This is a genomic window from Psychrobacter sp. FME5 (genome assembly GCF_014861375.1).
Taxonomy (GTDB): domain Bacteria; phylum Pseudomonadota; class Gammaproteobacteria; order Pseudomonadales; family Moraxellaceae; genus Psychrobacter.
Map to the genome: position 1 here is coordinate 1 of NZ_RRYX01000032.1, position 26,809 is coordinate 26,809.

The window sequence follows — 26,809 nt, forward strand, 5'->3', positions numbered from 1 at the left end:
CTTTGGGTTATTATAACCTCTTAGAAGCTGTCCAATTTTATTATGCCACTACATTATCTGGCTGCCGCTGATTTGAATTCTATACAGCCCCTATTGTTTTAAGCCTATCTCTTATATAAAGCTGGCGAAATGAGTAGGGATTATTGCATAAATTCGGTAGTTGTAACAAAAGATTTCATATCCTAGCCTTTGTAACCCAGACACTGATAAATACTTGCAAATCTTAACTTTCAAACCATCAAACACTGACAGAGTCTATGAAATGGTTTGTTACTATGTACTCATCGTTAGCGAACAAGGCGATAGAGCTATAAAGTCAATATAACTAATATAAATAGATAACTTGTTTGTCCAAACTTATTTTAAGGAGCTAACAATGAATACTCTACAAAAAACGTTATTCGCATTAGCAGCTGGTTCTCTATTAACGGTCAGTGCCCAAGCCGCTACTTCTTATAGTAATGGTTATACTGGACAGCCATACGTTGGTGTGAAGGTCGGTCAGTTTGATTTAGATATCGACAACGCTGATGACCCAACTGCTTACGGTGTATATGGCGGCTACAACTTTGATCCAAACTTCGGTATCGAAGCCGAATATGTAGGTTCAGATGATGCCGACTATAGAAATGGTGATCTTGATGCCAAGACTTATGGTGCCTACGGTACAGCCCGTTATCAGTTTCCAAATACAGGCCTATATGCCAAAGGTAAACTGGGTGTTGCCAAGACTAAGGTAGAAGGTGACTATACTGTTGGTCCGCTCAAAGTTTCAAACTCTGCCAGTGATACAGGTATTGCAGGTGGTGTTGGCCTCGGATACTCAGTGAACCCTAACTTTGGTGTCGAAGCTGAATACGCAATGATGGATAGTGATGTTGATGCCAAACTGATGACAGTTGGCGCTCATTTAAAATTCTAGACCTACATACCTTTAAGTTCCTATATTAAAGCGTATTGAACGAGCAAAAATGAGAAATGATTACTTAAGTATTATTTCTCACATTAAAAATCAAAAAATAAATCAAAAACATAACATTAGGTGAATACAATGAAAACTTTACAGAAAACTCTACTTGCATTAGCCGCTGGTTCTTTAGTGAGCATGGGTGCACAAGCAGCCGTATCTTATGGTAACGGTTACACCGGCCAACCATACGTTGGTGTTAAAGTTGGTCAGTTCAATTTAGATACTGATGGCGCTAGTGATCCGACTGCTTATGGTGTATACGGTGGTTATAACTTCGACCCTAACTTTGGTTTAGAAGCTGAGTATATTGGTTCAGATGACGCTGATTATTATAATGGTGACGTAGACGCTAAAACCTATGGTCTATATGGTACCTACCGTTATGGCTTTAATAACACGCCAGTATATGCCAAAGGTAAACTGGGTGTAGCACGTACTGAGATTGATGGTGATAGCAGAGTGCCAAATATCTCTGTATCAGACAAGAGCACAAGATTAGCAGGTGGTGTAGGTCTTGGTTATTCAGTAAATCCTAATTTCGGTGTCGAAGCTGAATACGATATCGTTGGTAGCGATGCAGACCTTTGGACTGTTGGTGCCAACCTTAAATTCTAATACTTTGAACGCTTAGTTCTTGGATTAGAAATTGCTTAAACAGTACTTACACAGTAATAAAAAAACGATCACTTAAAGTGGTCGTTTTTTTGTGCTTACACTTTTAAGAGTAGCTTTTTCATGCTTGGCTTTACTAGAATCGGCATGGCACTATCGCCAGTGGAATGTAATATCTATACATTACGTGCTATTAGTATGAGCTTTTCTTGCTCGCTGTACCTACGCAGATAGAGGCTGCAAAAAACTTATACCAGTAGCACACTAATACAGCTGTACTAATTTTATTGTTCATCAACTATATATTAATGATTTTTAAGACATTATTACTCTTAAAAATGTGCTACATTGAAAGTTAGAATGACAAAGATAGGGAATGTGCCGATGATAGAGACTCTCTGGATGATAGAACCTTGGCATTGGCTGGTATTGGGCTTTTTATTGCTGATTATCGAGATGTTTGTGCCCACCTTTGCTAGTCTTTGGTTTGGTGCCGCTGCCATCATCGTTGCTATACTTTCATGGTTATTGCCCATCTCTGTCTCTATTCAAATCATTGTTTGGCTAGTGCTCTCTGCTATATTTCTACTGGCGTGGTTTAAGTATATCAAACCGCTGTCTGTAGATCGTACTAAAGCAGGGTTGGGCGGCAGTGTTATCGTTGGTGAGACAGGTATGATTATCGTGCAGCCACAGGCCGATAGAGCAGGGACGGTGAGATTTAGTGTGCCTATTGTCGGTGCGGCTGAATGGATGTGCCGTACGCGAGGCGAGCAGGTGGCAGTGGGTGATCGGGTGATCGTGACGGATATCGTTGGTAACGAGCTAATCGTCAGTAGTATGAAGTCACAAGCAGCGATTAACACAGGCAGTAATTTATAAAGGTATGCTAATAGGGATAAGTTATGGAAAGCTTTAGTATTGTTATGATCGTTTTGATTGCACTGGTTGTGTTTACCGTGTTTAAAGGCGTTCGCATCGTGCCGCAAGGTTATAAATGGGTGGTGCAGCGCTTGGGTAAGTATAGCCAAACACTAGAACCCGGCCTAAACCTAATTATCCCTTATGTTGACGACGTGTCTTATAAAGTTACCACCAAAGATATTGTCCTCGATATTCCATCACAAGAAGTGATTACCCGAGACAACGTGGTTATCATTGCTAATGCTGTCGCTTATATTAATATCGTTCGTCCAGACAAGGCAGTGTACGGTATCGAGGATTATGAGTATGGTATTCGTAATTTGGTACAAACCTCATTACGTTCAATTATTGGTGAAATGGATCTTGATAGTGCACTATCGAGCCGTGACGAAATCAAAGCCAAGCTAAAACACGCGATTTCAGAAGATATCTCTGATTGGGGTATCACGCTTAAAACAGTAGAGATTCAAGATATTAATCCGTCTGATACGATGCAAACGGCGATGGAAGAACAAGCGGCGGCTGAACGTCAACGCCGTGCGACAGTGACACGCGCCGATGGTCAAAAACAAGCCGCTATCTTAGAGGCCGATGGTCGTCTAGAAGCCTCACGTCGCGATGCTGAAGCGCAAGTAGTGTTGGCTAAAGGTTCTGAAGAATCTATTCGTCTGATTACTGATGCGATGGGTACTGAAGAGATGCCGATTGTCTACTTACTGGGTGAGCAGTATATCAAAGCGATTCGGGAGCTGGCTGAATCTGACAACTCCAAAATGGTGGTGTTACCTGCTGATATTCTAAGCACAGTAAAAGGCATGGTAGGTGATAAGCTTAAAGTTTAATAATCAATGACTTAATAATCTAGGTGTTATACCTATTACAAGGTTCAATTTTAAAAATAGTCAGTTAGCGTCCAACGCGCTGGCTATTTTTTTGACTGTAAATTATTTAGCTCGTAATGAAAGTACAGATAAAAGGAAAATAACAATGCTTAAGCAAAACTCAAATAATATGCTGATGTCTATAACAGACTTCCCTCAAGGTAGCCCATTACCCTATACCGTACTGGATGCGACGCTCACCAATGCCGCTTATCCTGAGCAGAAATTGGAGATTCGAGGGGGTGGCTACGGCTCAGATGCAGCGGCTCATCCAACCAATGCCAATCAATTTTATGCACTCGCCGATCGTGGTCCCAATGCTGATTTTGATGGCGTTGCGGGTAAAGGTAAGCAGTTTTTAGTGCCAAACTATACACCGTCTATTGGGCTTTTTGAGTTACAAGCTGATGGCAAAATCACTAAAATAAAAGAAATCATACTAAAAGACAGCACCGGCAATCCCATCTCTGGGCTTCCGAATCCAAAAGCATTGGGCGGTACTAACGAAGTACCTTATGATGTTAATGGTCAGCCGATGACTATAAACCCAAGCTTACCTTTTGATACTGTGACCAACCCTATTAAAACCGATATCAATGGTTTGGATCCAGAAGGACTTACCGCGCTCACAGACGGCAGTTTTTGGATCAGTGATGAATATGGGCCACATCTCGTTCATTATGATGCCGAAGGGATAGAGGTCGAGCGTATCAATCCTTTTGCTAATGATGAGCGTAATAATGTGATGGTTGATGGTAAGCCAGTTTTATTACCAGCAGAGTTTACCAAGCGTCGCACCAATCGCGGGATGGAAGCATTAACAGTCACACCTGATCAGACGACCCTAGTAGGTATTATGGAGTCTTCCATGGACAATCCTGATCAATCGGGACGTCTGTCTAATTTGACCCGCATGGTGACGGTTAACTTAGTTTCAGGTCAGATAAAACAATACTTATATCGTCTGGATGCAGCACAGCATGTGGCATCAGGTATCGTTGCTATTAATGAGCATGAGTTTTATTTGATTGAACATGATCGCAAGTTTCCGCTACAAGACAAATCAGCCCAAAAGCTAATTTACAAAGTTGATACCTCACAGGCAACGGATATTGAAACTATTTTAGATAATAAAAGTGTCGAGCAGGACGAGATCGTCGGCTTGACTATCGAAGGACAAACACTAGAGCAGCTTATTGCCACAGACGAAAAAAACTGGCAAGCACTTGAAGAGATGGCTATTAAGCCTGTTAGCAAGACCTTGGTCGTTGATGTTCTGGCTACGATAGATTATCCGCATGATAAGCTTGAAGGCTTATGGTTGCGTCAAGATGGTTCGTTAGGTTTATTGAATGATGATGATTTTTCGATAACAGATACGGAGATAGCCAACCCAAAAAGCCTTGTTGAACACAAATATCTTGATAAGGAAAAGACTATCATAGATGCCAATCGTCTTTATATCGTCATGCCTACCGAGTAGAGCAGGCTGCTTTATACAGATAACTATAGCCAGTTCGAAATAAAATCGATACGTTAATAGCCACGTGCTACTGGTATAAGTTTTTCTTGCTTGCTGTTCGCAAGGGTGACAGAGGCTGCAAAAAATTTACTCCAGCAGCACTGTATCGGTTTTAAAGTGAATCAGCTACATCTTTATCACAGACCATAAAAAAGACCTCGATCGAGGTCTTTTTTATGGTTAATAATCAGCTTAAAAACACCTCACTTAAATAACTTTTGAAAAGCGGTTTTTATGTTTCTTCTCAAGATATTCATCGAATACCATCGCCACGTTGCGACCTAATAAGCGACCTTTTGGCAGTACGCGAATACCGGCAGCGTCCATGTCAATCAAGCGGTCGTCTTGCATCTGACCAAGCTGTTGGATCTCATCAATAAAATAGGTAATGGCATCGATACCAAATTTCTGATTGACGTCTCTAAAGTCGATATAGTCGTGGCATAACAAGTTCATAATCACATATTCGCGTAAGCGATCTTTAATGGATGTTTTAATCACTTTGACCGCTGGCATTACCGCAGGATTGCTGCGTGCAGCATCGATGTTGTCTTTATAAACCTGTAGATCGGTATGATTTTGTAAGATATAGCTGTTATTGGCATTAGCAATTTGACTGATTGAAGACACGCCAAAACCCAGTAAGTCGCAATCGCCCATGATGGTATAGCCTTGGAAGTTACGATGTAATTTGCCTTCACGCTGGGCGACGGCAAGCTCATCATCAGGTTTGGCAAAATGGTCGATACCAATGTACTGATAACCGGCTTCGGTTAAGGTGTTGATAGTATTACCAAGCATTGCGAGCTTGGAGGCTGGCGTCGGTAGGTCGGCTTCTTTGATTTGTCGTTGAGATTTAAAGCGCTCAGGCAAATGGGCATAATTAAAGACCGATAAGCGATCCGGTGACATCTCGATAATACGCTGGACGGTTTTATCTAAGGTTGTTGGCGTTTGATGCGGTAAACCATAAATCAAATCGACGTTGATAGAGCGAAACCCTAACGCGCGCGACTCTTTTAATACATTTTCAATTAACTCTGCCGAATGTACGCGGTTGACTGCGATTTGTACCGTTTCATCTAAGTCTTGCACGCCCAAACTGACGCGATTAAAACCCAGGTTGCGCAGCACTTGTAGCGTCTCGCCACTGAGCTCGCGTGGGTCGATCTCGATAGAATAGTCACCTTGGTCATCGGGCAAAAACTCAAATTGAGTTTGCAAAAACTCCCAAAGCTGTATTAACTCATTATCTTGTAAAAAAGTCGGTGTACCACCGCCGAAATGCAGTTGTTTCACCAGTGGTTTTTTGCCGTTTTCGGTTGTGCCTAATAAGCTACGTTTGTGCTTAATTTCAGCAATGAGGTACTCTAAGTAATCGCCTGCATCGCTGTTCTTTTTAGTAATGATTTTATTACAAGCGCAGTAATAGCAAAGGTGACGACAAAAGGGAATATGAAAATAGAGCGATAGCGGGGCATGGGCTTCACGCTCTCGAAGGATTTTGGTCTCAAGCCCTTCTGGCATCGGTGAGAATTCTAAAGCGGTTGGATAAGAGGTATAGCGAGGCCCTGAACGATTGTATTTATTAATAATATCTTCATCGAATGCGGGTAGCTGCTTGGTAGTAATGCTGCCGCGAGTACTGGCATATGGATTGTCTGGCTGCATGACAGGGCGGGTGGTGGTGGGTTGCTCTCCCGCACGATTATAGGGTTGTTGGGTGCTTTGTTCTGACTGGTTTGTCATGCGATATTCCTCGTTTTAACTGTATAAATCGCCATATTTACGTATTCGGTGTGTGGCTATTTTGAGTCAACTAATGGCCTTGCTGGTAGCGATTTAATATAAGTCATTTTAAGATTAACTGCTTTACTAAGCATTAAATAGTCTAAATATGAATGCTTAAATAGGTAATGGGTAGTATAACGAATCATTGATAATAGTGACATGGATAGAGAGTTTTTGTATATACCCATAAAGTTGTATGGGTAGGTAATAAAAAAAGACCTCAGGATTGCCCTAAAGTCTTTCTTACTGTTTTTATAAATTCTGCTCTTTTTATTCTGTTAATTGAACTTTATTACCAACCGCTTGGTTGCTAATCTCAGTAGCACTAAACGGCAAGCGAATCCAGTCTTTGGCTGAGTAGCGGCGCGTTTGATCACGATGATAAGGACGCGTGCTGTCCTCTGCTTGCGAATAGGCGAGCAATGCTTCTACGACGGGTCCATTAGCATCAAAAGTGACCGACTGCATATAAGTTGGGCCATTATTAATCACGTAATTGCCATCAGCGTTGGGACCAGGACCTCTTGCCACATTGAATACCCCTTCGCTTCCTTGACCACCATGCATAGGAATGCGTTCGTTGTCCTTACCTGCGTCTATAACGTATTGAACACTTCCTAAAGTTGCATCAAATGCGATACCTTTATCTTGGAAGTATTTAATCGAATCACCCAAAGCTGTTCGTGTAGTTGCGTTGATAATGAGATCGCGAGGCGTATTGACTGGATCATTGACGTCAAAACGTACACTAAATAGCTTTTTATCATCAATGGTTTCTTCAAAATCAATATTATTCCAAAACTCTCTAAAGACGTGTGCCCCTTTGCTATCGAGATTATTACGACGATCCCAATTGCTCAGCACATCACAAGCTTGAGTGGCATCGATAGTGCCACTATCAGTCAACGGCAGCATTGGGTCAGCGCTACAATCAGCCAATACATCATCTAGCACCAACTCAGCGACGTAGCTGCGGTTGCCATAGACGACTTCTTGCAGGTTTTTTAGGTTAAAGGTAGTGCCACCAAGACCATCTGAGTTATCGAGTCTGTCTAATACCTGTTGAAACGCCATACGAGTGCGCATCAGTAATGGTACGCCATCGACAGGACTTTCTTCGAGGAAAGGTGTCAAGTTACGACGCAGTAGCGGTGAAAATCCAGTCAATGGTGCGTCTAAGTTACTCAGCCAATAACTGTCATTGGAGTTGATCGCATAATCATCACGAATCAAGAACGGCAGATTTGAGCGACCAAAAATACCGGCTTGTGGCGAGTCAGCGTCATTGCCCCATTCGCAATCAGCGCTATTGCCCTTTAATGCTGGGAAGCCAAAGCCCACGATGGCTTTTAAGTATAACTCTCCCTCTGTACAACTATTTAACTGCTCTTTGGTCACGTGCGGTACGGTTGAGATGTCCGCATAAAGGGCTTTACCGTAACGGTCAGTGGCGATGGTGTTGACAAACCCTAGACCAACCTGATCTTGCATTCTATCAACCAAGTCCTCGACACTACTGGCTTGGTTCATGCTGCGCCACTGATTCAGTGAGCGTGCATTTTCTGCCGCGGCATCACGGATAGTAAAGGCGATATTATTAGCCCCCCAAACTGGTAGTAAACCGTTAACCTTATTGATTGCTAACATAGGCCCAAAGTGTGAGGAATAAACAGGTTGAACGAGGGTTTGATCGTCTGGTAGCTGAATGGTCACTTCATCCTTGCGGATATCACGCTGTTCTACGACGCCATCACTATTGGTATAGTTGTACTTCATAGGATTGCCATTCACTAGCTCAAGCTGATAAAGCGTGAAGCGTTTGGCAGTAGAAACGGTGTGGCTCCAAGCAACATCTTTATTGAAACCAATATTCGGGAAAGGCTGACCTTGTTGAGCTGCACCCATTACGTCAAGCTCACCGGGCATGGTTAAGTGAAACTCGTAAAAACGTTGGATACCATTCCATGGTTCATGTGGATTGCCGTATAAAACTCCGCTATCGGTGCCCGTCGTTTCGCTACCAAGTGCGTAGGCGTTACTGCCGCCATCCAATACATTGATGGTGGTCATATCAAAATCAAAGCCTGAGGCTAAATCGGCTGTGTCTGCAGCGGTAGATGAAGAGGTCGATACCGAGTTCGATGCCGAATCTGGGCCAATAGAACGCATTCTGCTATTGTCCATGCTTCTACTGCCCATTCTACTACTATCAACAGTCACATCCTGTGATGGAGGTGCCGCCGCAACGATGGGTCCCACAAAGTTTGAGAGGCCACCGCGTAAGTTTGCTTTGGCATAAAGCGCCAGTAGATCATTGGTTCCGATTTCTTTTACCCATTCGGCGCCAGCGCAGTCAGGATCGATATTATCAACCCCTTTATCGCGTAGATAGCGACTATAACCAGCGGCGTAACCTGCGACTGCATCAAGGACTTCTGGCTCTTGTGCATCTAGGAACTGCGCGCGTTTTTCTGGTGAATTATACCAAGTATAAAAAACATCGCTGGCCACATCGCCTTTTTCGCCTAAATAAAGCATGCTCTGACCGTTAGCAACCACAATCTCACGGGCCAGTGAGCAGATATTGTCTTCAGCGAAAGAATAACCAACGCCGTAGCCTAGTCCTTTATAATCTTTGGCAGTAATGTGGGGTATACCGAACTCTGTGCGTTGAATGTCGACCTCGTAGGTCGCTGAAGGGGTAGTGATGTCATCATCATTATTAAAGCTGCTGTCACTATCTGAACATCCCGATAATGCTAATGAAACAGCTACGGTGAGTAGCGTGAGTGAAGGCACACGCTGATTAAGCACTTTTATACTCATAAACCTATCCGTCCATGGTTGAAAGGTATTATATAAAACGGTGGCAAAAATCAGCCATCATTGCTTTATGTGAACAATAAAATCCTTTTATTGTTAATACTTTTGCTAGCTTTGGGTCTCGCCTATCGAAGATAGGTTTTCCAGAGTCATTAGATAAGACTGAGGACGCGCCCTAAGCACGAAAGTATCTATTATTTATCATATAACAATGAAGGGCGCTTATGCTAGTAAATAATAGATAATAAAACACGACATTTGCGCGCTTATAAAGAATGCTTTATGATTGAAAATTGCCTATATTGCTTTTATTAACAGGAACTACGGATGTCGTTTGCTCAAGTATATACCCGCTCAGTTGTCGGACTGCACGCACCCAAGGTGATTATTGAAGTGCATTTGTCGCAAGGCTTACCAGCGTTGACTATTGTTGGTTTGCCCGAGGCTGCGGTACGCGAGAGCAAGGATAGGGTACGCTCAGCGCTGCTTAATTCAGGGTTTCAGTTTCCCAATCGACGCCTAACGATTAATTTAGCCCCTGCTGATTTGCCTAAAGATGGTGCGCGCCTTGATTTGCCCATTGCCATCGGTATTTTGGCGGCCAGTGATCAATTGGATCCAGAAGTGTTAGCAGGCTTTGAGTTTATCGGTGAGTTGGCGCTCAATGGCGATCTAAGGCAAGTGAGCGGGAGTTTGGCGGTAGCACGGGCAATGAAAGCTGAAGTACTAGCATCGAAAACATTGGAGGTGTTAGAGGCTAGTGAGTCGGAGTCAAGTGAAGGTCAGCAGTTGTCACCGACCATCCAGCCACGGCCCAAACCGCAGTTAATAGTGCCGATGGATAATGGTGCTGAAGCTAGCCGTGTCGAGGGCGTAGAGATATTGGCGGCGGATAGTCTAAAAGCGGTTTGTGATCATTTGCAATCGCTCACAGATGCTAGCCTTGTAGAGAAGCATTTAGAGATAGTACAGCCTAGTCCTGCCCCGCAGCAGGTTGGTTATCAAGTGGACTTGGCGGATGTAAAAGGACAGCATCATGCTAGGCGCGCGTTAGAGATTGCCGCGGCTGGCGGGCATTCGTTATTGTTTACTGGGCCCCCAGGTTCGGGTAAGACCTTAATGGCCTCTCGTCTACCGACTATCTTGCCAGATTTGAGTGCTGAGGACGCATTAGAGGTTGCCAGTACCTATTCAGTTGCCGACAGTGATTATGATTATGGTACGCGGCCATTCAGGCAAGTTCACCATACTATATCTGCGGTGGCGTTGGTCGGTGGGGGTTGTCAATTCCAACAATTGATGTCAAATTCCAAGAATAGATGTCAAAATTCAATATTTAACCCTACTTATTTCCTAAAAATACTCCTTAAAAAAATAGCTGACTCGCTACCTAGTTTACATAAATTAGGGGTGAATTATGTTTGATACATTATTCGAGAATAACGGTAAAAAAGTTAAGTATATGGGTATGGTGGATATCCAAAGCTACTTTAAGGTATGTTTAGGTAGATTCTATAAGCCAAAGACTGAGTATATTGTTTTATGGTATGGGCAAATATACTATCATCGTGGACTTAGATCAGTTCAAGTGTACTTCTTAGACTCTAGTACAAATAAACAGGTAGTGGTCGGAGTATCGATCAAGTCAATCTTGAAGTTGCCTATAGGGTCTATTTGGGTAGGTGGGAGGTGTGAAGAAAAGTACGAATTTGAAACCTTATATACCACCTTAGATGCGTATGACAATGAAAAATATAAGCGTCCAAATCTTGCATATACTAATCATTTTGGCATTTCAAAAGATAAAGATGAATATATCCTCAAGCCTGATAGCTATCCAGTTGATGACATCAAAACAGACTCTAACACTAATCTTGTTGTACAGACAGATACTGTCAAAATAATCATTCCATCAGTGTTGTTCTTTGTTGCACACTACGGGGTGTCAAAAGAAATCAATAAAGTTCTTATTAGTTGGCATAAGCAGGAAGTCGAAGAAAGGTTAAATATAAATGATAACTGCGGTGATCTTATCACTATACCTGATCGATGTGTGATTGCCGACGCTGTATTCCTATACTATCTAAAAACAAACAACCATACTAAAGGAGTGGTTTGGAGTCTCAATAAGAGAATGCTTAATAATAATAAGCAGTACCACTCCCTAAAGGCTGAACCTTATCACAAGCAAGAGCTTCAACTTAAGATAGTTGGTTTGAGAATCAATGATCAGACTATGCTTTGTACTGAAATTTTAGGTATCTCTATGCCGCAAGGGGATGCAATAGAGTATAGGATAGACAAACCTAATTCTGCTACATACGGTGATGGTACTGATCCTCAAACTTTAAAATTTCGAGCAATCTATAACACTATTGAGTCTGATGAGATAATACTGGAAGCTGAAAGAGATGCTAACAATGTCACCACTGCTGTAGTAAGGCATAGAGTAGAGCAGATAGGTCTTATACGAAAGCTTGTAAAGTATAAGAATTTAGCCTTGAACGAGGCCATAGATAGCTGTAACTCAAAGATTATACGATTACCTCAAAACACTCCTGATGCTTTTGCAGATGGAGAGAATGGTAATGCTAATGGTGATATTGGCAGAGTGCAAGTTTTAGCAGATATCGGTGCAATGCCCTCCATAAAGAATAACTTTGAACGCATATTACGCTATGCTCAAAATCTTAAGGTCACTTTAGCTTATGCTCCTGTAGTCATAGACTGCGTAAACCTTGCTCACGATGATATATTTATTGGCGAAATAGTGCGTGGTATGCGCAGGAGAAAAAACGACTCTGATGTGAAAGTGGTGTTCGTCATGCGCCTGATTACTAAACTGGGAGTTTTTTATCTATTTGATTGTAAGAAAATAGGTAGCCAAACTAGCGGTGTTGTTATAAGAGTGAAAGAACAGAATGCTTTTACAGAAGAATCTATAAGACAAGTCTTGGGTCAGTTATTTAGTGGTAATGGTCGTCTGTCCGATGTAAATGCAATATCTGAATTTGGCATTGTTAGATACTTTAAACATACTAACGGTGATGATATTAATTGGGTTAAGCAAGCGATAGGTAATTGCCTAAAGAAAAAATGATTTTGGATATTTATAGAATAAGAATCCAATACAATATACCTGCTAGAAAAGCACTCTTATGAATAAACCAACATTATATTTAGCTTTATTGGTATTAGTATCTGCCTGTAAGCCTATACCTCAAGAGTATGATGAATACTACGGTGCAGGCTATATCGGTGCGGATGAGGTATTGTGGGGATTTGAGTATACTACACCTTATCCATTAACTGTGCCTTATGGTGAAATATCATGTAGCAATCATCCAGTCTTAGGCCGTGAAGTATGGTTTTCTCCAAAGGGTTATGCAGACGAGAAGTACATACCAACACCGTTGAACCAAGTGGCAGCTAACTCTTTGCAGAGTAGTGGTATGCGCTCAGATGTACCGTATAGCGTTAAAGATGGTGCTGATCTTACAACAGCTATACAGGTTGGTTTAAAGCTGTGTAATGAGCAGCTACAAAGCTTAGATAGTAAAAGTTTATTCTGACACTCAACCGAAATGGATAATCTATTTTATTAAATTATCAGCTATGACATTTTTAGCTTCAAGCCTTATCGAGACAAGTTTTAAAAGCCCATCATAGATTCTGTCTTGCAAATGAGGTATGCCAAAAGATTCTAGTACCACCTTATCAAAAGCAATTCTATCCTCTTCTTCAAGCTCTTCATCTATGTTATGAATAATTCTCGAATTTGCTAAAAGTGGTTTGAAAGCTTCTTTAATCGCCTCTTTTTTAGTATTATCTAGCTTTGCTGGGTCTAACATAAGCATAGATTTGAAACTACTAGCTTTAAGATCTAGCGCTCCTAACCCTCTTCCAAATCCAGAAGATTCTATTAAGAAGTACGCTAATGCTGTATTTAAAAGTGCGTGAAGAAGGTCAGTATCTTGATCTTCTTTTACTCTCAAACAAATCAGCCTTTGATTTACAATCGAAGACTCTTGTATCTTTGCGACAAAAAAACGCTTTTCTGGGTTCATAGTTACAACTAGATCAGCTTTGGTTTTTGCGCCAAAGTCATACCAAAGTAAACCTTTTTTTATAGCAAGCGATTCAACTAAAGGCACACCAGAATTATTGCTAGCATTTTTAAATTTTTGAATCCAACTGTATGCTCCCATTTTACCTTGAGCGATCAGCTCATTCTCTGATAGAGAACAACAAAATGCCTGTCTTTCGTACTCAGGGGATACTAGATACGTTTTAATACCTTTTGAGTTCAACAGTACAGGTTCAAGAAACTCACTCTCAATATCTTCATTTGATGACGGATAAAACAGAGCATCCCACCCTCTGCGGTTGCCTCTTGAGCTATTAATGAGACTAGAAGTCTTTATTAGTGGCACTTCTGTTAACCAATCACAATCGATAAACTGAGAGCTTAAGCCCACGCCTAATTTAACAAACTTAAATAAATCATTGATACTAACAGTTCTAACGTCTAAAGACTCGCTACTGTCAACTGTTCCAACTGTAATTAAGGATGAAAGAGTTGATAAGTAATCATCGTCCTCTAGATCAGCCAAAGGTCTTTTTAATGTGACAAAATTTATGTCATCTAAAGACTTATCGTTTTCGGCTCTTTTCTCAAGAATTAATATGTTGGTTACAACCTCACTGTTACTAAACCATCTACCAACCCCTGATGTTACGACAGTTCTTAGATGATAGTGACCAATGATTTGACATAAGAAACCAATACCCCATTCTGTACCAAGCCATGAGTTTGAAATTACAATACCTAAGCATCCACCTTCCTTAAGTAAAGGTAATACATGAAATGGTATATAGGCATATATATCAGATTTTTTATTGAAAGGCTTAAAATCATCTGCGCTGATGAAATCGTACTTATTAGGTAGACTATCTGATATTGCCTCTATTGAGTCCTCGAAGTTCTTTCGTCCGTCTTGAGAAATAAAAGGTAGATTGCTTAGGATTACATCAAAAACACCTAGCTCTTCTTTGAACTCCACACCAGTTTTAGGGTCTTTGAACGTTACACTAGAAGTAGGTTGTAGAGAAAATACATCGGCATTAAATACTTTTATTGGTAAATCCATGCCATTAGGTTTAGCAAGGGCAAATGTGGTCATTTGGTTTGCATGGAAATCCAAGTCACTCGCGTAAACGTCTCTACTTACTTCTGTTGGTGAACATACCTTAAGTTTAGCTTCAAGCGCAGCTCTTATGATCGTTCCTGATCCTGAGCAAAAATCTGCAACCCTATCTTCTTTGACATTATTTATTGACAATTCAACCAATAACCTCGCTAAAGGTCTAGGAGTGGTGTATTGGCCTCTTAGTTTACGTGAACTAATACTAACAGTATCTTCTAAGATGCTAGATAGCTGCTTTTGATCTATCTCTCCAATTTTCAAATCGTTCAATAACTTATTTAGCTCTAAAAAGTGACCCCAAATAGAACTAGGTACTAAATCCATAGCTAGGCTTTGTGAGAATATAGTCCAAAAATTACACTTGTCCGATATTTCCTTAAATATATCTAAAGCTTCATCAACTGTTGTAGAGCTATTGATTGTTTTTAGAAGGTTTCTAGCAGGACTACTTGTAGAGCTTAATATATGTGCAAACAAAAATTTGCCCAGCCAATTTGATAGAACTGCTCTTGATAAAGTATCTGTTTTATTTTGTCCTTTGCTTTTATTGTATTCTTGACCATTTTCGTCTAGCCATAAAGTGACTTGGGCTTTAAAACGCTTGTCGGTCTTAACTTTTTCGTTAATAGCATCCGTTAAAAGCTTGGTATTCTGGAGTATTATCGATGTTACACCGCCGCTACGATAAGCTTCAATGAACGATCTGCCCTCTATAGAGCCATCATCTAAATAATCATTAACCGTATCTATTATGCTATTGGAGACCATCTTCCATCTTTCAGGATTCTCTTTTACCTGTTCTCTGGTTTTTATATCTACGAGATCATCCCAGACTTTAGAAAGCTCAAATTTATCAGTCTCTTTATTTAAAATGTACAAGTGAGCGCTTTTTACATTCCACAAAACAATACTATTAAGACCAAGTATTACTGCCTTTTTAATTGCATTTTCTAAAAACTCTGAGTCATTAATAGGTGTGTCGGGCATCTTAAGCTCCCAACCTTGTAGTATTTTTGCAGAACCACTATCACCAAAGAGTAAGACATCAGGGAACAAACTACTACCATCTTTGACAATTGAGTTTTCACCACCAGCTTCTTTTATAGGTCGGTCAATTGTGCCAACGTATGCCTTGATGTGAGCGATTAAATCTATTGCCCAAGAGCGCTCATTGTAGTTAGTCTTATAGTCCATTCTATTGCCTTAAATAATTTGGTGTCGCTAGTCAAACAAAGGGTCTACCATAAAGACGCCTTTTTTTCTAAGTTGATCGTTTTTGGCGTTAGGCTGTAGAAATGATAGTAAGGCAGGAAGTTCATCCTTTGATTCAAAAGTAGCTTCAACTTCTTTTAACCTTTGTTTAGCTACTTCTATATAATCTATTTTCTCTTTTTTAAATAGATGAACATCGTCATTTCTTTCAATACCAATAAATCGTCTTTGTTCCATAGCGGCTGCCACCAAGTAAGAACCGCTACCAAAACAGTTGTCCAGAACTATATCACCTTTTTTGGTAAATGTACGGATTAAGTAACGTCCTAAAGCTACAGGTTTTTGTGTAGGATGCCAGACTCTCCCTCCTTTCTCGCTTTCAGAGGTTTTGCAATAGATAGTATCTGTAGGATAGCGCTCACCTGCACTTTTGACATGAACAGGTTTAAAATCTCCATAGCTACCTGTGTACTGATCTTTTCTTACTCCCTTATCGTAAGATTCTGCTGGAAACATCATGGGAGAATAGTCAGGCTGCTTCTTATAGAAAACACATATATCTTCATGTTGTCTTAGAGGTTGTTTTTTAGCATTTAAAAAATTAGTAGACTTACTCTTGACCCATACTAACTTGTACTTAAACATCTGCTCGTTGCTCATGATGAGCTTAGCTGTAAATATGCCTTGAGAGTTCAGAACAATAGCGCCTTTAGGTTTTATTATTCTATTGTACTCAGCCCACAATAAATCTAGAGGAATCACGCTATCCCATTTATTTTGAGTAGTGCCATAAGGTAGGTCACAAAGTATCATGTCAACAGAGGCGTCAGGTATATTCTTCATGATATCTAGACAGTCTCCTTGATGTATTTCTCCACCTAAATATTTCATAAAAATGCGCCCCGAAAAACATTAAAACTGTTGGATTTTCTCATAATCAATATATCTAAACAATAATTACTTGAACGATGGCCTATATATGCGACAACTGTTGTCGCTAGTTTCTTACGCTTGGTACTATGTATAGACATTAGAAAGAACCTGTTTTGAAATTTGGTAAAGAGTATTGTTTGCCGCAATAATCTAGCGTTATCATGTCGTTGTTACCTGATAGTTGAGTTTTTGAGTTTTTTAGCGAACTTAAGCTAACTTTAATTCCGTGAAAATACATCATGCTAAGCTGAAACCACTGTAATTCATTGTCTTTTGACAACATCTTATTTTCATTAATAAACTTAATGATTTGTTTTTCAAGCTGATTGCGATTAGCTTTTAAGATCACATCTTTAGAAGGTTTTTCACAGACTAGACTTGACCCACATTTTTTATTCAAAAACATTACGAAACCGTAGAGCGCATTACGTTGACCTTGCTTAACCAGCAAATACCCGTCTATTTGTTCCTGAATTGGAATATTTGAGCCTTCAAGTTTAAACTGAGTACATAGGTCTATTGCAGGCTGCAAGGCTAACCTGACTGATTTAAGCGAGGTTTTACCCAAAAGCAGTTTCTGCTCTAAATAATTGTGATAGTCATTAATACAGTAAGGCGCTTTATCATCAAACTTAGCCAGTAAATTAACGATACGCTCTTCCTCGGCAATCTGACTTTTAACATCAGGATTTACCACAATTTGCTTGGTTTTAATCAGCCATCGTAGCGCTGTTAGATACTCACGTAGGCCGTTAGGCTTGAACTCTTGTACCAATGACTCATAATTCGGTATCTTGCCCCATAGCTCATCACAGCGAACAAAGAAATCGATATAATTATTATGTTTAAGGGCAGCAGTCTTGCTATCAAGCTCGGCCTCAAACCATATTGTGAAAGAAGTATAAGCTTGTCTCATCACACCCTCGGTCAAGAGGTAAGTATTAATCTCGGCCTCATGCTTAAGTCTTTGTGACCAGTAACAGTCTCCACATCGCTTACCCATACCAGCAGGCATAGGTTTATGGCAAGTCTCGCAGGGTATCTCACCGAACTCATGGCATTTTTGACATATTTTGCCTTGTTCACTCTCTACAAGCTCCCTATACCTACCACACAAAGAGCAGCTTTGCATAAAGTGACTTTGATAGCAGCGTGTGCATATTGCGTGATCGTGAGATAGCTTTGAGTATCGACTGATATTCCTTTTAAATTCACCGCACTCAAAACACTCTTTCTTGGTCTTAAAATAGTATTGATAACAGGTTTGGCACACGCGCCCGTATTCAGTATTAGCGCCATCTTTAACCGCCTCGCCGCCACAGCGAGTACAAGGCTGACTCATACGACAAGCTCTACAGACAGCAAAATCTTCTTTTTTGTGCAGACGATTTATCTCACCACATTTATTGCAAGGCTTCTTAATAAACCATATCCGATAGCAATTAGCACAATAAGTCTCACCTTTATAGCGCCTCTTGATCTCAACATCTTTATTGGCACAGGAATCACATCGATGCTTAGCTTTCTTTATGTTTATCATAGCTCTCCCTCATTTGCATCTTGCGCTTAAGCCTATTCCATGAAACCATTACTACTTTAGGTGAGGCAGGCTGTATATTCTCCGACTGCGCTTCGTAACTGCGCGTAGGCACTCTATGGAGCTGATTATAAACTGCACTAAAAGCCTTAGGGATAACTGTACTTTTTGACCATTGAAAGCTATTTTGAGTAATGTTAAAAGCTAGGCAGACCACGATCCAATCATCAGCATCTATCTGTAATAAGTGATAGGCGCATTCAAGTAGTGCCACTCTCTCATTAACAGGCAAGAAATCAAACCTAAGCGCTGTTTTAGGTAAGGATAGGGTATTGGTATCAATCCCTAATGCAGTGATAAGCTTGCCAAACATATAGTTAGGGTTTTTAAGGCCTTTCCTAACCAAATTGATTAGAAACAACAGGTACTCAAACCATTGATTCATACTAACAACTTGCCCCAAAATAACGCCTTGCTTACTGTAATAAGCCTTATCCGCAAGCTGTTGAAAATCATCAATTGCCTCGCTAGGCGATATATCCGATATAGCTTGATCTAACTTGCCAAAACAGGAATGACAGCGATTGATAAACCTCTGTTCTGGACTCAAAAGTTGTGGCTGATAGGGGTGGTTGCAGTGCCCACAATCCACTTGCAAGAAGCTCTTATGCTTAGTGCAGCAGACAGACCATGTGAAGCGCCACTGCAACTTAAGATAAGCCTCTTTGTCATTGCTCATACAATCAGGGCAATAAGGATAACCTATCAATGAATAGCGGTTGCGTTTTGATAAAGGCGCTGTCCATAGCATCGGTGTCTTTTTATCTGATTTAACTGATGTATTGTTCAAAAAATCAATGAGTATCAAATTGTCGAAAGCATCACCGTTATCATCCGTTAATACTGCTATGTCATAGGTAATTTGCTCATCGATATTATCAAAACCCTTATCAACGTCATAAGTCCATATACGATACTGAGGCCAATAGTAGTAGGTAAAGGTTAATGGGCTACAGCCATGCTTAAGCGCAGCGCGTACCAGCCAAGACGTTAAGCTCTCACCGTATAGAAAAGGTGTGGCAAAAGTTAGTGGTTTTACCCAATAATTTTGCGTAGCCCTTTGGTTGGTTTTAAACACGACTTACCCCTAATATTCTCAACAGTAATTTCTTCTTCACCTGATTCGATAGCACTAATAGCACAATCATTAATTAAGCGCTTAACATCGCCAAGGTTGCCTGTGCTAATGCTATAAATTAAATTAACTTTTTCAGTTTCAATAAGATTAGAAGGTTTTTTGAGTGGTAAAATCTTCTCAAAACTACCAACTAAACGTTTAAACTCTTTATCGTTTGACCACAAATAAAGTTCAGCAACATCGAAACGACTCGCGTGTTGTGGGTCAGTGTGTAAGATACGAATAGCGTCTTTAGTGCCACATAGAACAATAGGTATAAGCAACTCATTGCATAGAAACTTGATCACATTCATGATTGCTCTTTGCTGTCTAGCTGTACCTGTGAGCATTGAATGTACTTCATCAATGATCAATATTTTGACGTTGGTATGCCTAAACGCATTAACAACTTGGTATCTTAATTTACTGGCAGCATCGGTTGGTCTGTACGGCAGCATAAACGCTTCAATAATAGAGATATACAAATCTTTTTCACTGGCAGTAGGTGGCGCTTGAATCTTAACTACAGGTATTACTAATGTCTCATCAACCGTATAATTTTCTCCAAACTTGTCATAAAAGCGGTTTATGATTGTCGTTTTGCCATTATTGGAATCGCCAATAAGTAGCAAGCTTGGCATACGATGTTGCTTTACATGATTCATCAGCCCTTGCATAACACCAATAACCTGATTAGCAGTGTTGTAACCTATCCATCGTGGAGAACGGATAAATTCGATTCTTTCTTTATCGGGTAAATAAGCAATATGCCTAAACTTCTCATGAATATGGGTATATAAAGATTCGCTCATCAGTCAATATCCTCAAAATATAAGCCATCATTATTGTCATCAGACTCATCAAGGCTGACCTCTACTGCCTTTTTGCTTAAAAGCCTAGTCGATTCAGGCAATGTGTTTAATATATCCACCTCTTGTTCCTCATCTGATCTCAAATTGTCATACATTACCTGAGATTTAGTATGAGATTTTTTGCGTTGCTCACTTCTAAGCGCTTTCTTAGTCGCGCTTTTAGACTCTTCAACTAGAGTTTGCATATCTTGCAATGCTTGATATATTAGCGCCTCATTAACCGTTCCTGACTCCTGCTTAACCTGCTTATAAACTCTTCTGTACTCCCACATACTAATTGGTGGCAGCACTTGATTTGCTAGCGGTACAGGAAAATATTGTAGTAACTTAGGGTCATAAAACCATATTCTAGTAATATCTCTTGGGTCTTGTCTAAAGATAAACTTAGTTTTATTACCATTATCATCAGTGTGATTAATGAAGTTATTTAAGCAAGGATCGTAATATTGTAAGCCATCTATTGTTGCCCCGTTTCTTTGAATAGTGCGTAGAGTACTGGGCATAAAATCTAATACTAGTGTATGACGGTCTGATGGGATTGGTGGTAATCCAATACCTCTTTCAAACTCATCCCCAAATATGCCTATTCGCCATTGCTCTTTAGGGCTGCGCTCAATACCTGAGTGTATGCTTTCGTGATAGTCCATCGTGATATAGGTCAAAAACCATTTTTCAAACTCATGCAAGGTTAAACTGGCATGTTTTTCAGAATTGTATTCGTCCTTTTCTTTAATGTTAGAGAAAGTGGTGCCAGGCAATTCATGTACTCGTTTCATTATAGTGCCAATCAATCGTTCAATATGACCACCGTACTCAGGTCTTGCTACTGGCCTAAATTCAAGATTAATACCGTGAAAGGCACAAGACTTTTGCAAGCTTTCAGCCCTAAAATCAGAGCCATTATCGACATGGATTTTTTTTGGCATACCGAAGACATCCCATTTCACATCGGATAACCCAAACTCAAGCAACAACTCATCTTTTGGTAAGATACTTCGTGAGATGCACATGCTAACCGAAGTAACCGACGGTGCATCTAGTGATATGTAATAGCCTGTGACCATGCGGCTATAGACATCAATAGCCACTGTAATAAACGGTCTACCAATAGGCTTTCTATGCTTATCATCAACCAATATCAAATCTACTGGCGTATGGTCTATCTGAATGACACTAAGAGGGTGGTTGGCGTCAGGAAATTGCCCAGCTTTAGGGGTAAATTTTTGTTTTGCACGTTTTCTTTGACCACGACCGCGCAACAAGTCTTTCTCTTTAATTTCTTTGATACGGTTACGGATAGTGTTCTTATTAGGCTTCTCAATACCCTCTGAATAACAACGCCTATGAATCTCTCTGATAGTGGCTTGTGCATTAGGTCTTTGAACAGTAAGGTAAAAATCATTAATGACATCGCTAATGATTTTTTCTGTCTCGTTATTGAGACGTTTAGACCCTTTTCTCCAACCCCTTTTCTGATCAATTAAAGAGCCAATTGAGCTTGTTGATTGATAAGCATCAACCCATCGTCTAAGAGTGCGGCTAGAAACACCAACTTCCTCAGCTCTTCTCTGATAACCCTGCTCACCTCGATAGTTGTCCTCACCATACCAATCGTCTTCCATAATGAGCGGGGTTATGGCTAGGTACTTCTTTTGAGCTTCTTGCCATTCATCATCACCAATGTTATTAAGATCGACAACAAAAGAAGTATTTGCGCCATCTGTCACGTTATCAAAGTCATGGATGGATAAAACCTGATTACTCAGTGTTTTTAAGTTTTTAAATACGGCTTGATTTAGGTCGTCAAGGTACTCAATAAGTTGGTACTCATCATTATCGCTTTTGTTACGATAAAGACCACCAAGCACCATTTGAATATGATCACGGCTGTATTTACTGCTAGTGTCAAAATGAGAACTCATCCTTAGTCCTATTGGTTTAGTTACGATTTCACTATTCAACATGCCAGACCTCCATTTGCGGGTCTTTAATGTCGCTCCAGATATCAAACCCGATTTGTTTATTTGCCATTAAATGCCAAACTAGTGCCTGTCCGTCAGACCGATAAAGCTCTGATTTGAAGTATCTCTCTAATATATAATCAACACTAGTGACGCCACGTTGCTTGATATCAGCGAGTATTACTTCAACCTCTTCCTTACTAACTCTTATGGTTTCATAAGTTCTTAGAAAGTTGATATTATCAAGAGCCTCATGTCTAATCCTATCCTCATCGAATATGATGAACCTGATACCTTTTTGCTTACAGTATCGTATAGCTTCTTTCCATTTGTCAGACCAATCACGCCAATTCTCTTGCCATTCACTCTTAGGTTTGACCTCTGCAATAAATGACTTACCTGATTTAGCATCTAATTCCACATAGTAGTCAGGTGTGTAGTGATAAGTTCTACCGTTTTTGTTAAATGGTATCTTCACAGGCTGAGGTACGATGTTTTTAACATCCTTCCGAAAAGCATGATAAATGATAAAATCTCTTTCTAAAGTCGATTCGTAAGCAAGTGGCTTTTTCTTGTAAGAAATAACACCTGAAACACTGCGTCTTGTCGGTTTTATTTTACGAGTTTGATGTTTGAACATTATGACACCTATTGCTAGTAATTTGTAAGATTATGACACCTATTGCTAGTAAGATTTGACATTTAATTTAGGTAATAATGTGCTATAGGCTAGGAAATAAGGTATTTTTTTGACGCTTATTGTTGGAATTGACAGGGGTTGTCGCTTTTCTTAATAAATGTCAGGTATACTGTCAATAACCTTACTTTATAGCTTAAATTACCTTAATAGATATCAATCATTCCTTTATAACCTGTCAACTAATTACATACTATACCCAATAGGTGTCAAAGATTATGCAACAAATGAGAGTTATTAAGCCAACCAGGAGAAGTGTATCTGGCCTTTATTCCTATAATGGGCTATCTATTCCTTACGAATCTACTTTAGAACGTGATTTCGTAATCTTTCAGACTTTTAGAACTAATGTATTAGAAGTAATAGCACAACCTGTCGTTATACCTTTTAAAAAGAATGGAAGAGCTTATAAATACACACCTGACTACTTTGTGCATTTAGATGACGGTGCAGAGTATAGGCAAGAGCTGATTAAGCATTTAATAGTTGAAGTAAAACCTAGAAGTGAGTGGAAGAAAAACTGGAGAGATTGGTCAGATAAATGGAAGGCAGCTATAAGTTATAGTGACGAGCATAACTTTCGTTTTAAAATCTATGATGAATCGAGAATTCATCACAAAGGTTTAGAGAATGTGAAGTATGTATTACGCTTTAGAAAAACTGCCTGTTGTGAACACGATATTCAAGTCATATTAAATCAAGTAGAAATGATGGGAAACACAACAATTGAATATCTTCTAGAGAAGTTCTTTAAAGGTGGAATTTATCGACCTCAAGGTAAACGTACTATTCTGCATTTGCTTGGTACTAAAAGACTGGGATTTGACTTTTGGGAAGAATTAGACGAAAAAACGGAGGTTTGGCATGTACAGTAGTCGCATTGATGAGAGTAAAAATTTAGATAATGAAGAAATCATCCCAAACGTAGGATTCACCTTAGATAGAGCTGCTATTCATCTTGCTAAGGGTAATATTTATTGCCACAAGCAAAACGGTGATCAGTTTGAACTTATTGAACTGGCTGATTTTAATCAAGCACTTTTCAAAAGCATTGAAACTCTTAGAGTAGAATTGCTGAGTATTCATGACTTTGAGAACCTTCCTAATCCGAATGGTACTGTCATCAATGTAGATTCAGAATGTATCAGTGATGAAGACTGGGAAAAAGCTCAGAAAAAGTATTTCGCCATTCAGCCATTAATCGCTCAAAAAAAAGGCTATAGAGGTGTTGATGGTTATGAGAGAAGAGCTAAAGAGAGCGGTGTTACAAGTAGAACATTGAGAAGGTGGGTAGATGCTTACCAACATACAGGTTCTATTGCTTCATTGTTAGATAAGAAAAGAGGGTGGACGAAAGATAAGACTCGTTTGGACGAAGCCATGAATGACTTAATTAAAACAGTTATTTACGATTATTACTTAACACCACAGCGTCCAACCATGCAAGCGACAGTAAGAATGGTACATAAACGTTGTCATGAACTAGGAGTTGAAAAGCCTAGTGGCAATGCAATACGATTCCGTATCAATCAGCTATCTGAGTCGACAGTCTTGAAAAAGAGAGGGTATAGAGAGAAGGCGAAAAACAAGTTTACTCCCAAAACAGGACATTTTCCTGAGGTTCTTGCTCCATTAGACGTAGTACAAATTGATCATACACCTGTTGATTTAATAATTGTAGATGATAAACATCGTAAACCTATTGGAAGACCCTGGATCACTATAGCTATTGATATCTACAGTCGAATGATAACAGGCTACTATATTTCCTTAGATGCTCCATCTGTTACTTCGGTGGGCATGTGTCTAGCTCGAAGTATTTTGCCAAAAAACGAGCTGTTAGAGCAAAATAATATTGAGAACATAACTTGGGATGTATTTGGCTATCCAGAAAAAATACACGTCGATAATGGTTCAGATTTTAGATCAGAAGACCTTAGAAAGTCCTGTGCTCTACATGGAATCAATATTGAGTTTCGACCCTTGGCTCGTCCTGAATATGGCGGTCATGTAGAACGTATGATCGGCAATATTATGAAGAAAGTGCATGAGTTGCCTGGTACAACTTTCTCTAATATTAAACAAAGAGATGGTTATGATGCAGAGAAAAACGCATCGCTCACTCTTGCTGAGTTTGAAAAGTGGTTTTTAACTTACATTACTAAGGTTTATCATCAAAGTATTCATTCAAGTATCGAAAAAACACCGTCCGAACAATGGAAAATCGGGATATTTGGAGACTCATTAAGCGAGGCCAACGGTATACCAAAATTACCTGTCGATGACATAACTTTGAGACTAGACTTTATGCCAAGTTTTGAGCGAACTATTCAAAGCTCTGGAGTCCGTATCGAAGGTATATATTACTACGATATCTGTTTAAATCATTATGTAAATACATCAGACAAAAATGGTAACAAAGAAAAATATATTTTCAGACAGGACCCAAGAGATATTAGCCAAATATGGTTTTTTGATCCCAAATTAAAGCAATATTTCAAAATTCCTTATGCCAATCAGGCTTTGCCTGTTATGAGTCTTTGGGAGTATAAACAGCTTAAAGGCTTAGTTAGACAGAAATATGGCAAGTCTAATGAGCATCTAATATATCAGGCATGGGATGAAATGCAGTCACTCACTGAGAATGCTACATCGTCAACTAAAACTCAACGTAGAAAAGAGCAAAGGCGCAAGCATCATGTCAAATCTCAAAAGCATTACGCACCTAAAGAAGTAGAAGTATTCGAGCTTTTAGAAGAAGAATCAAGAGTCTCTGATAGCATCTTAGACATAACATCTGACGATAGTGATGATGGCATATACTTTTATGAGGATATCGAATAATGAAACAAGAAATCCCCTATACACATATTCATCCAAAATTCCGTCATATTGCGCTTTTGCCTAATGAAGAGAGGTTGCGATTTATAGATGAACCTCGTTGGATTGGTTATGACAAAGCTAATCAGTCTATGGAAACCTTGCAAGGCTTAATGAATAAAGTTAAGCAACATAGAATGCCTAACTTAATGATTATAGGCGACTCAAATAATGGTAAAACCACACTGATAAATCAATTTCATAAGAAGTTTGGCTTACCTTATATCGATGATTTTAAAGATTCTATAGTCCCTGTAGTTCTGATACAAGCGCCCCCTTCTCCAAGTGAAAAGGAGCTATATATTAGTTTGCTTGAGCGCTTAGCATTACCTTATCGAAGTACTGAGCCAACTACAAAACTTCGTTACCAAGTTATTCATGCCTTTCGATGCTGCAATGTCAAAATGCTTGTCATAGATGAAATTCATTCCTTGCTAACAGGCACTGCAAGACAGCAAAGACAAATAATGAATGTCATTAAATTTTTGGTGGTGTGTCAGAAAGTATGCTGAAGAAATAAAGGAGGGTGACAGCCAAAGCAAGATGATATATTTGAGGTTATGAAGACACAAATAGATATCAGCTGCCCCGACTGTCACAGTCCCAGTTTAAAGAAAAACGGCATAAAAAGCTATGGCAAGCAGAACTACCAATGCAAGGACTGCAAACGTCAATTCATTGGTGACCATGCCTTAACTTATAAGGGCTGTCACTCTAAAATAGAAGACATCATACGGCTAATGACGGTGAGAGGTTGCGGTGTTAGAGATATTGCTATTATAGCCTCAGTTAGTATTGGTAAAGTGCTTA

General features: G+C 39.8%; 21 protein-coding genes. 12 read left to right on the top strand and 9 right to left on the bottom strand.

Annotated features, from left to right (window positions below; genetic code table 11):
• The first annotated feature begins 376 nt into the window (after nt 1-376).
• The 5 genes from EI161_RS06395 (at nt 377) to EI161_RS06415 (ending at nt 4,870) form a co-directional block, all read left to right on the top strand.
• The gene (locus tag EI161_RS06395) at nt 377-922 is read left to right on the top strand and encodes a porin family protein (RefSeq protein WP_192524465.1); all 546 of its coding nucleotides are present in this window, start codon (nt 377-379) and stop codon (nt 920-922) included.
• 129 nt (nt 923-1,051) lie between these two features.
• Nucleotides 1,052-1,585 (top strand): porin family protein, encoded by a 534-nt coding sequence (locus tag EI161_RS06400; protein ID WP_192524464.1) that lies wholly within the window; start codon nt 1,052-1,054, stop codon nt 1,583-1,585.
• Between the two features lie 381 nt (nt 1,586-1,966).
• On the top strand, nt 1,967-2,464 hold the full coding sequence (locus tag EI161_RS06405; protein WP_192524463.1) for an NfeD family protein: 498 nt from the start codon (nt 1,967-1,969) through the stop codon (nt 2,462-2,464).
• A 23-nt stretch (nt 2,465-2,487) separates the two neighbouring features.
• On the top strand, nt 2,488-3,348 hold the full coding sequence (locus EI161_RS06410) for an SPFH domain-containing protein (RefSeq protein ID WP_192524462.1): 861 nt from the start codon (nt 2,488-2,490) through the stop codon (nt 3,346-3,348).
• 145 nt (nt 3,349-3,493) lie between these two features.
• A complete protein-coding gene (locus EI161_RS06415; RefSeq protein WP_192524461.1) occupies nt 3,494-4,870 on the top strand; it encodes an esterase-like activity of phytase family protein in 1,377 nt (458 codons plus the stop codon).
• 246 nt (nt 4,871-5,116) lie between these two features.
• Here EI161_RS06415 and hemN read toward each other — a convergent pair whose 3' ends face one another.
• Complete coding sequence (gene hemN, locus EI161_RS06420; protein ID WP_413038388.1) at nt 5,117-6,580, bottom strand: oxygen-independent coproporphyrinogen III oxidase; 1,464 nt, start codon at nt 6,578-6,580, stop codon at nt 5,117-5,119.
• Nucleotides 6,581-6,970: 390 nt separating this feature from the next.
• On the bottom strand, nt 6,971-9,526 hold the full coding sequence (locus EI161_RS06425) for a penicillin acylase family protein (protein WP_192524459.1): 2,556 nt from the start codon (nt 9,524-9,526) through the stop codon (nt 6,971-6,973).
• A 324-nt stretch (nt 9,527-9,850) separates the two neighbouring features.
• Between EI161_RS06425 and EI161_RS06430 the strand changes: the two genes are divergently transcribed.
• The 3 genes from EI161_RS06430 to EI161_RS06440 are packed head-to-tail and all read left to right on the top strand — an operon-like array spanning nt 9,851 to nt 13,095.
• The gene (locus EI161_RS06430; RefSeq protein WP_192529245.1) at nt 9,851-10,948 is read left to right on the top strand and encodes a magnesium chelatase domain-containing protein; all 1,098 of its coding nucleotides are present in this window, start codon (nt 9,851-9,853) and stop codon (nt 10,946-10,948) included.
• Nucleotides 10,941-12,623: a hypothetical protein gene (locus EI161_RS06435; protein WP_192529246.1), complete on the top strand. Its 1,683-nt coding sequence runs from the start codon at nt 10,941-10,943 to the stop codon at nt 12,621-12,623. Before EI161_RS06430 ends, EI161_RS06435 begins: the two co-directional genes overlap by 8 nt.
• Nucleotides 12,624-12,681: 58 nt before the next feature.
• Complete coding sequence (locus tag EI161_RS06440) at nt 12,682-13,095, top strand: hypothetical protein (RefSeq protein WP_192529247.1); 414 nt, start codon at nt 12,682-12,684, stop codon at nt 13,093-13,095.
• Nucleotides 13,096-13,116: 21 nt separating this feature from the next.
• Here EI161_RS06440 and EI161_RS06445 read toward each other — a convergent pair whose 3' ends face one another.
• The 7 genes from EI161_RS06445 to EI161_RS06475 all read right to left on the bottom strand — a co-directional run bounded on the left by EI161_RS06445 (nt 13,117) and on the right by EI161_RS06475 (nt 23,062).
• Nucleotides 13,117-15,924, bottom strand: a complete 2,808-nt coding sequence (locus tag EI161_RS06445) for an N-6 DNA methylase (RefSeq protein WP_192529248.1) — start codon at nt 15,922-15,924, stop codon at nt 13,117-13,119.
• A 27-nt stretch (nt 15,925-15,951) separates the two neighbouring features.
• The gene (locus EI161_RS06450; RefSeq protein ID WP_192529249.1) at nt 15,952-16,833 is read right to left on the bottom strand and encodes a DNA-methyltransferase; all 882 of its coding nucleotides are present in this window, start codon (nt 16,831-16,833) and stop codon (nt 15,952-15,954) included.
• 139 nt (nt 16,834-16,972) lie between these two features.
• Complete coding sequence (locus EI161_RS06455; protein ID WP_192529250.1) at nt 16,973-18,217, bottom strand: hypothetical protein; 1,245 nt, start codon at nt 18,215-18,217, stop codon at nt 16,973-16,975.
• 175 nt (nt 18,218-18,392) lie between these two features.
• Nucleotides 18,393-19,550 (bottom strand): TniQ family protein, encoded by a 1,158-nt coding sequence (locus EI161_RS06460; RefSeq protein WP_192529251.1) that lies wholly within the window; start codon nt 19,548-19,550, stop codon nt 18,393-18,395.
• Nucleotides 19,508-20,401 (bottom strand): TniB family NTP-binding protein, encoded by an 894-nt coding sequence (locus EI161_RS06465; protein WP_192529252.1) that lies wholly within the window; start codon nt 20,399-20,401, stop codon nt 19,508-19,510. The genes EI161_RS06460 and EI161_RS06465 overlap by 43 nt, the downstream gene beginning before the upstream one ends.
• Nucleotides 20,401-22,383, bottom strand: a complete 1,983-nt coding sequence (locus EI161_RS06470; RefSeq protein WP_192529253.1) for a Mu transposase C-terminal domain-containing protein — start codon at nt 22,381-22,383, stop codon at nt 20,401-20,403. Before EI161_RS06470 ends, EI161_RS06465 begins: the two co-directional genes overlap by 1 nt.
• Nucleotides 22,384-22,414: 31 nt before the next feature.
• Complete coding sequence (locus EI161_RS06475; RefSeq protein ID WP_192529254.1) at nt 22,415-23,062, bottom strand: TnsA endonuclease N-terminal domain-containing protein; 648 nt, start codon at nt 23,060-23,062, stop codon at nt 22,415-22,417.
• 275 nt (nt 23,063-23,337) lie between these two features.
• Between EI161_RS06475 and EI161_RS06480 the strand changes: the two genes are divergently transcribed.
• The 4 genes from EI161_RS06480 to EI161_RS06495 all read left to right on the top strand — a co-directional run.
• A complete protein-coding gene (locus EI161_RS06480) occupies nt 23,338-23,994 on the top strand; it encodes a TnsA endonuclease N-terminal domain-containing protein (RefSeq protein WP_087813925.1) in 657 nt (218 codons plus the stop codon).
• A complete protein-coding gene (locus EI161_RS06485; RefSeq protein WP_087813924.1) occupies nt 23,984-25,963 on the top strand; it encodes a Mu transposase C-terminal domain-containing protein in 1,980 nt (659 codons plus the stop codon). Before EI161_RS06480 ends, EI161_RS06485 begins: the two co-directional genes overlap by 11 nt.
• Nucleotides 25,963-26,511 (top strand): TniB family NTP-binding protein, encoded by a 549-nt coding sequence (locus tag EI161_RS06490; RefSeq protein ID WP_192529255.1) that lies wholly within the window; start codon nt 25,963-25,965, stop codon nt 26,509-26,511. Before EI161_RS06485 ends, EI161_RS06490 begins: the two co-directional genes overlap by 1 nt.
• A gap of 48 nt (nt 26,512-26,559) precedes the next feature.
• The coding region (locus EI161_RS06495; RefSeq protein WP_192529141.1) for an IS1 family transposase at nt 26,560-26,809 on the top strand (250 nt) is incomplete at its 3' end.